The sequence below is a fragment of the Allobacillus salarius genome (assembly GCF_007559425.1).
Taxonomy (GTDB): Bacteria; Bacillota; Bacilli; order Bacillales; family Alkalibacillaceae; genus Allobacillus; species Allobacillus salarius.
On the sequence record NZ_VMHE01000044.1, the window covers coordinates 1 to 5,920 of the forward strand.

A 5,920-nucleotide genomic window follows, 5' to 3' on the forward strand; every position below is an offset into this window, starting at 1 on the left:
GACTTTGGGGAGGTACTTCCTTTTTTGTGTTTTGAAACCCTTGCCCTGTAAGGGCTAAGATTTATGAAATTGATTCAGTATTATGTTCTTTTTCTTCATTCAAACAAAAACTACAACATTTGGAGAAATCGTTTCGAGTTCAGAATGGAATTAAAATAATGTAATTGAAGTTGAGATTAACCGATATCGAACAGCAGAATCCAACGCAGCAGATCAGACAGTAATTATTGAAGATGACGATTCAGCGAAAGAGTTCACAGAGCTTCTTTTAAGTCACTCTGGTGATATGAAGTTAAGAGAAATGAATGATAGCCCTGATATTTATTATGTACTAACTTTTACTGACTCTTCCGGAAGCCATATGACTATTTTTTTCGGCAAGGAAGATCTGGATTATTACGGGAAATTTTATCAAATTAAAGGTGACAATAAATTGATTTCATTTATTGAAGATCAAGAATTTGAAAGGTTAAATGATTAAAGATGGTTTATATCTTTTTTAATTTTTGGCTCTGTTAAAGTCTGTTGTTGATAATTTGATTTACAGGAACTTATGTTCTATAATGGGTTTAACTATATAAAAGTGGTGATGAACGTGAGAGCAACTGATATTCTTAAAGCCATTCAAAAACTAAATCCAGCAGAAAAGCACCGACTACGAGAGTATTTAATTGACGCACTTACTGCATCTTCTTCGACAGGAACTGTTCTTCAAGAAATATCTGAACGCAAAAATAAGAGTGGTTATCATTGTCCTGACTGCGAATCAGAACATATCGTTCGGTATGGCACATACTCAACGATTGTTGATGGCGATGAAGTAGAAAAGCAACGTTATCGCTGTAAAGCGTGTAAAAAGACTTTTACTGACTTAACAAATACTGCTCTATATCGAACACGCCATCTCAATCAATGGATTAAATTCATCGAATGTATGATAGAGGGATATTCTTTGCGTAAATCTGCTGAATTAGTTGGTAATATTACTCACGTTACATTGTTCTACTGGAGGCACAAACTCTTATCATCATTAAAACAAATTGAAATATCTAATTTTGAAGGTATCGTTGAAATGGACGAGACCTATTTCCTATACTCAGAAAAAGGACAAAGAAAGATAAAAGACAGAAAACCCCGCAAACGTGGAGGTTCCGCTAAGAAACGAGGCATAAGCAACGAACAAGTTTGTGTCTTAGTCGCTAGAGACCGTGAAAAGATGACTTTTTCGCAGACATTGGGAATGGGTCGATTAACAAAAGAGCAGTTAGACAAAGCTATCGGACATAAACTTTCAAATGAAAATGTTTTATGCACCGATTCTTGGCGTGCCTTTAAAACATATGCTGCTGAAAAAGGGATGGATATTTATCAATTCAAGTCTGATGGTAAGGTTCGCACAAAGGGACTATACCATATCCAAAACGTTAACAATTATCACCGAAGGCTTAAAGGATGGATACAACGTTTTAATGGAGTTGCAACTAAATACCTGAACAATTACCTTGCTTGGTTTCAGGTGTTAGAATCCATTCAACATCAAAGGAATCCTATTACTATGAATGATTTGATGATTAAAGGGAATTTAATACAAAATATCGAAACATATGATACGCTTAGGTTATCTAGATTCACGATATAAACATTACTGCTTGTTCAACTAACGAGGCAGATTGTTTCAGAAGAAATATTAGTCGTAAAGGAGTTAATAAATGTTATTATTCCTACTTTTTTATATTTTGGTTATCCCAATATGCGTCCTACTGCATGAAATAGGACATGGTATTGGTGTTGTCTCCACTTCAAAATCTAATGCACATGTTTATTTAGGAAATAGAAATAAAGAGAATAAAGAAAATTTCAGAATAGGAAGGCTTCATTTTCATATATATTGGTCTTATGTAGGTTTCGTTGCTTGGGAAGGGAATTTAAAGAAACAACAGAGGGCTGTTGCTTTGGCTGGTGGTCCAATAATGTCTTTGTTACTTGGGTTTTTATTCGGAATGACAGCTACGCTACTACCTCATGGTGATTTACGCTCTTTTTTATGGGGGACGGCAATATTTAACCTTTTTCAATTCGTTGCTACGATTATTCCTATAACCTATCCTCGTTGGATGGGAGCATATAACGGTCACCCTTCTGATGGTTTGCAACTGCTACGGTTATTAAGAAGTTAATGATTGTCAAATCATCTTAAACAAACGGGTGCGTTAGTTGAACAAGCAAATATTACAAAATGGAACTTCCACAAATTAGGAAGTTCCATTTTTATAAGTAATATCAACAATGAACTTTAACAGAGCCTAATTTTTAAGAATTGAGGGGATAATTTGTGAAAAAGTGGATTTTTATCTTTCTTGCTCTTTGTGTAGCCATCTCCATTGTATATATCTTCTATTTTAAAACGACTACGTTTAAAGAAGTCTTCCCTTCCTTGTACGAAAATAACATCAAAAGTATTCAGATTAGCGAGAAGATCATTGATGACAAAATGGATAAAGAAAGAAAAATATCAATTACAGATCAAGAAGTAATAAAAAAATTATTGAAAGAGTCTTCTGATATGAAGCTCAAGAAAAACGGGGACTTTCATAGTGAAGCTTCCAATACTACTTCATTTTATTTCATAAGTGTGATCTTTGAAAATACTAGCGAGAACTTTAGTTTTTATATGGTAGATAGCGGTTTAAGGGCGGCAGACAGCTATACAATAGTAGAAAATAATAATTTAAAACAGGCACTAAATAATCATAAGGACGTGGATTGGGAATCAGTCAAATAAGGGCAGTTGTGCCTATTTACTTTGAGAAAGAAGACATAAATTACTACGGAAAATTTTATCAAGTTAAAGGTGAAAATAAATCGATCTAATTATTGAAGATCAAGGATTTAAGAATTTAAATGGTTAAATGATTAAAGCTGGTTTGGATCTTTTTTAAGGGGTAACCGGGGTTTGTCAAATAAAGTGTGTAAGTAGTCTTTCAAACAACGTTTGGACAATCACCATCTTTAATCAAGTTTCTATCACTTAGATTACTGGGAGAAAGCTTACACACGATATAAAGAGCCAGCCACAGCGGCAGCTGCTTGCCATTGACCTTAGCGCCCGATTCTTAGTGTTCGGTGGAAGGGGGCGGGGCCCCGCCGTCCGAATACTTAGAATCGATTTGTCCGTGTTACCATTTGTCTCAGGAAAGAATCTAGGCTTTATTTTTCAGCTTACCTGCATAAAACCAACAAGACGGACAACAAGCAAGGTCAATGGTGGCGTTCGTAATCTACGCTCTATTCAAGGCTTTAATCATTGAATGTACTTTTGTACTCTCTCTTCGAGCCCTTCGTGCACGAGTAATTGGTTCATGACTAACGACCAGTTTTGAATATGGCCACCTTCCCATTTGGATTCTAATTCCTTGATTCGTAAATACAAGACCTTTAAGAGCGCATTCTCATTTGGGAATGCCCCTTTTTGAGTGACCTTTCTGAAGCTGGAATGAATGCTTTCGACGGCATTTGTTGTATACATGATCTTACGAATCGCGCTTCCATATTCAAATAGTTGTTCAACGTGATGGAAATGCTTGGTCCAAACATTGATTGCTCCAGGGTACGCTGACCATTGTTGTTTAAACGACTCAAATGCAATTTGACATGCTTTTAGGCTTTGAGCTCCATAAACTTTCTTTAGCGTTGCTGTAAAGGCTTTATAGTTTTTACTTGGTACATATTTAAGGGAATTACGTATCAAATGGACCATACATCGCTGAACAGTCACGTTAGGGAAAATAGCACGGGCACCTTCCTCTAACCCACTGACACCGTCCATCGAAATAAAGAAGATGTCTTCAACACCTCTCGCTTTAATTTCATCGAAGATCTGCATCCATTTATGCTTGCTTTCTGTTTCGTTTAACCATAGACCAAGAATTTCCTTCTTTCCTTCTATGGTATATCCTAGAATCGTGTAGACTGCATACTTTTTCGTTTCATAGTCACTCCGTATGGTTGTAAACATACAGTATACAAAAATAAAGGTGTAACAGTTACTAAGTGGACGTGTCTGCCATTCCTCCAACTCTGGAATCACGGCATCTGTGATATCTGATATCATTTCGTGAGATACCGAAAAACCATAAATATCCTCCACAGTTGAAGATATGTCACGCTGTGACATGCCTTTGGCATACATAGAGATGACTTTGTCTTCAATGGCTGAAACATCTTTTTGACGCTTGGGAATGAGTTGAGGATTAAACGATCCATCACGGTCACGCGGAGTCGTTATTTCAACTTCTCCAGAAGTAGTGTGTAAAGTTTTCTTACCGTATCCATTTCTTCTGTTGGGTGATTCTTTTTCGGCTTTATCATTCGATTCATAGCCCAAATGATGATTCATTGTTTAGATTACACTCTCGGTAACCGAATAGGTGACTAAATTTAAACCAATACAAGACTAATATAACGGAAGATTTACTACATTTAGTTTTATTTATCTTACCTTTCTTTGGGTTTACTATAGGTCTTTTGAGTCACGGATGGAAAGCATTTGGTTGGAGCGGATTGAATTTTTCACTAGGTTGCGGTATGTACTGGACTTCATTCATCCTCTCAATCCTTGCTTTACTTATCTCCACTTATTCACTGATTCTTATGAAGAAGAAGTAAACCATATCCCGACTTAACATAGTGAGAATTTTTGCTTATTTTACTGGTTTCCAGTCTATTTCCTCTTGATTTAGTGCCTGTTTTAAATTATTATTTTCTACTATTGTATAGTTATTTGAACCACCTATAATTAAATCACTATCTCCCATATTAAAAGAAAAGTCTTTTCTAGTTTGAACAAAGTTCACACGAATAAGGTAAAACGAAGTGGGAGGGGAACTTTTACTTTTAAGATCTCTATTTTTCTTGAGTTCCATATTAGCAGACTCTTTCAATAATCTCTTTATCTTCTCTTGATCGTTAATTGATACTCTTCTTTCTTCTATTCTTTTTCCGTTGTCATCCCTTATTGTCTCATTAATAATAATATTTTTGATGTCATTTTCTTCGTACAAGGAAGGTAAAACTTCTTTAAACGTAGTTGTTTTAAAATAGAAGGTATATATAATAAAGATTGCTACACAAAAAATAATAAAGAAATAAATCCACTTTTTCACTAATTATTCCCCCGGTTTCTTTAAAATAGAAAAACGCCTCTAAGTTATTATAACAACTTAGAGGCGTTTTTAGAATACTTAATTAACCATATTGTGGACTGATCCATTGTCCATTTGAAAGTTGCATTCGATTGATCCGATATGCTTTCCCTTGATGATCGCCATGAGGGTTACCACGAGGATACCTATTTAAACGACCGTCAACAGTTTGGAACTCATGGTAATACATAGTAACGTCTAAATTTATAATATCATTCGCATAGCAGTAATCTCTTAGTTCATTACACATGTTTTCTCCATTAAGAAATCCTTCTAACTGAGTTTGACTAACCGAATTAGCAATTTCCGCAACATTATCAACTACAATACCAATAGCAGTAGAAGTTTTACTCATATTATAAAACAAAGAAAAAACAGTAGAGAGAACTCCTGATACTGTATTATAAATATGACTTGTTGAAACACCATAATACCCATTATAATACTGTTCGTCACACAACTCCGCCATATCATTAAGCTGACTCGGACTTTTTGTGATTCTCATCCAACCTTCATCAACAAGCCTTGCCATAATACCACTCCTTATTATTATTTAATGCACCGGTACATCTATTTAATAAAGAGGTTATAATTTAGTTTTATAAACCAAATTTAAAATCTTTTTAAAAAAATAAAACCGTATGTATTTTGCAAGAGAAAATCTGATAATAATGCAAAAGAAATTCGAGAACTTTGCCAGCCCATTTTTTTATGATGGG

At 35.0% G+C, this 5,920-nt stretch carries 6 protein-coding genes and 1 pseudogene; 4 read left to right on the plus strand and 3 right to left on the minus strand.

The genetic code is table 11. The features are described from left to right. Window positions 1-301: 301 nt before the first annotated feature. The 4 genes from FPQ13_RS12675 to FPQ13_RS12690 all read left to right on the plus strand — a co-directional run bounded on the left by FPQ13_RS12675 (window position 302) and on the right by FPQ13_RS12690 (window position 2,782). Complete coding sequence (locus FPQ13_RS12675; RefSeq protein ID WP_144089692.1) at window positions 302-481, plus strand: hypothetical protein; 180 nt, start codon at window positions 302-304, stop codon at window positions 479-481. Between the two features lie 108 nt (window positions 482-589). Next, window positions 590-1,639 carry an IS1595 family transposase gene (locus FPQ13_RS12680; protein ID WP_144089693.1) on the plus strand — a complete coding sequence of 350 codons (1,050 nt, stop codon included), beginning with the start codon at window positions 590-592 and terminating at the stop codon, window positions 1,637-1,639. A 70-nt stretch (window positions 1,640-1,709) separates the two neighbouring features. After that, window positions 1,710-2,177: a hypothetical protein gene (locus FPQ13_RS12685; RefSeq protein ID WP_144089694.1), complete on the plus strand. Its 468-nt coding sequence runs from the start codon at window positions 1,710-1,712 to the stop codon at window positions 2,175-2,177. 155 nt (window positions 2,178-2,332) lie between these two features. Next, window positions 2,333-2,782: a hypothetical protein gene (locus FPQ13_RS12690; protein WP_144089695.1), complete on the plus strand. Its 450-nt coding sequence runs from the start codon at window positions 2,333-2,335 to the stop codon at window positions 2,780-2,782. A gap of 519 nt (window positions 2,783-3,301) precedes the next feature. On the opposite strand, the pseudogene FPQ13_RS12695 reads toward FPQ13_RS12690, so the two are convergent. From FPQ13_RS12695 to FPQ13_RS12705, 3 genes and pseudogenes are all read right to left on the minus strand, one after another. Beyond that, window positions 3,302-4,396: pseudogene (locus FPQ13_RS12695) on the minus strand (IS256 family transposase); the annotation flags it as partial. Between the two features lie 304 nt (window positions 4,397-4,700). Further along, window positions 4,701-5,162 carry a hypothetical protein gene (locus FPQ13_RS12700; RefSeq protein ID WP_144089696.1) on the minus strand — a complete coding sequence of 154 codons (462 nt, stop codon included), beginning with the start codon at window positions 5,160-5,162 and terminating at the stop codon, window positions 4,701-4,703. A gap of 82 nt (window positions 5,163-5,244) precedes the next feature. Continuing rightward, complete coding sequence (locus FPQ13_RS12705; RefSeq protein ID WP_144089697.1) at window positions 5,245-5,733, minus strand: hypothetical protein; 489 nt, start codon at window positions 5,731-5,733, stop codon at window positions 5,245-5,247. Window positions 5,734-5,920 lie beyond the last annotated feature (187 nt).

What these genes read in the sequence shown, in the direction of transcription:
- FPQ13_RS12680 (WP_144089693.1), top strand. Translation starts at nt 590, where the DNA reads ATGAACGTGAGAGCAACTGATATTCTTAAAGCCATTCAAAAACTAAAT.
- FPQ13_RS12705 (WP_144089697.1), bottom strand. Translation starts at nt 5,733, where the DNA reads ATGGCAAGGCTTGTTGATGAAGGTTGGATGAGAATCACAAAAAGTCCG.
- FPQ13_RS12685 (WP_144089694.1), top strand. Translation starts at nt 1,710, where the DNA reads ATGTTATTATTCCTACTTTTTTATATTTTGGTTATCCCAATATGCGTC.
- FPQ13_RS12675 (WP_144089692.1), top strand. Translation starts at nt 302, where the DNA reads ATGAATGATAGCCCTGATATTTATTATGTACTAACTTTTACTGACTCT.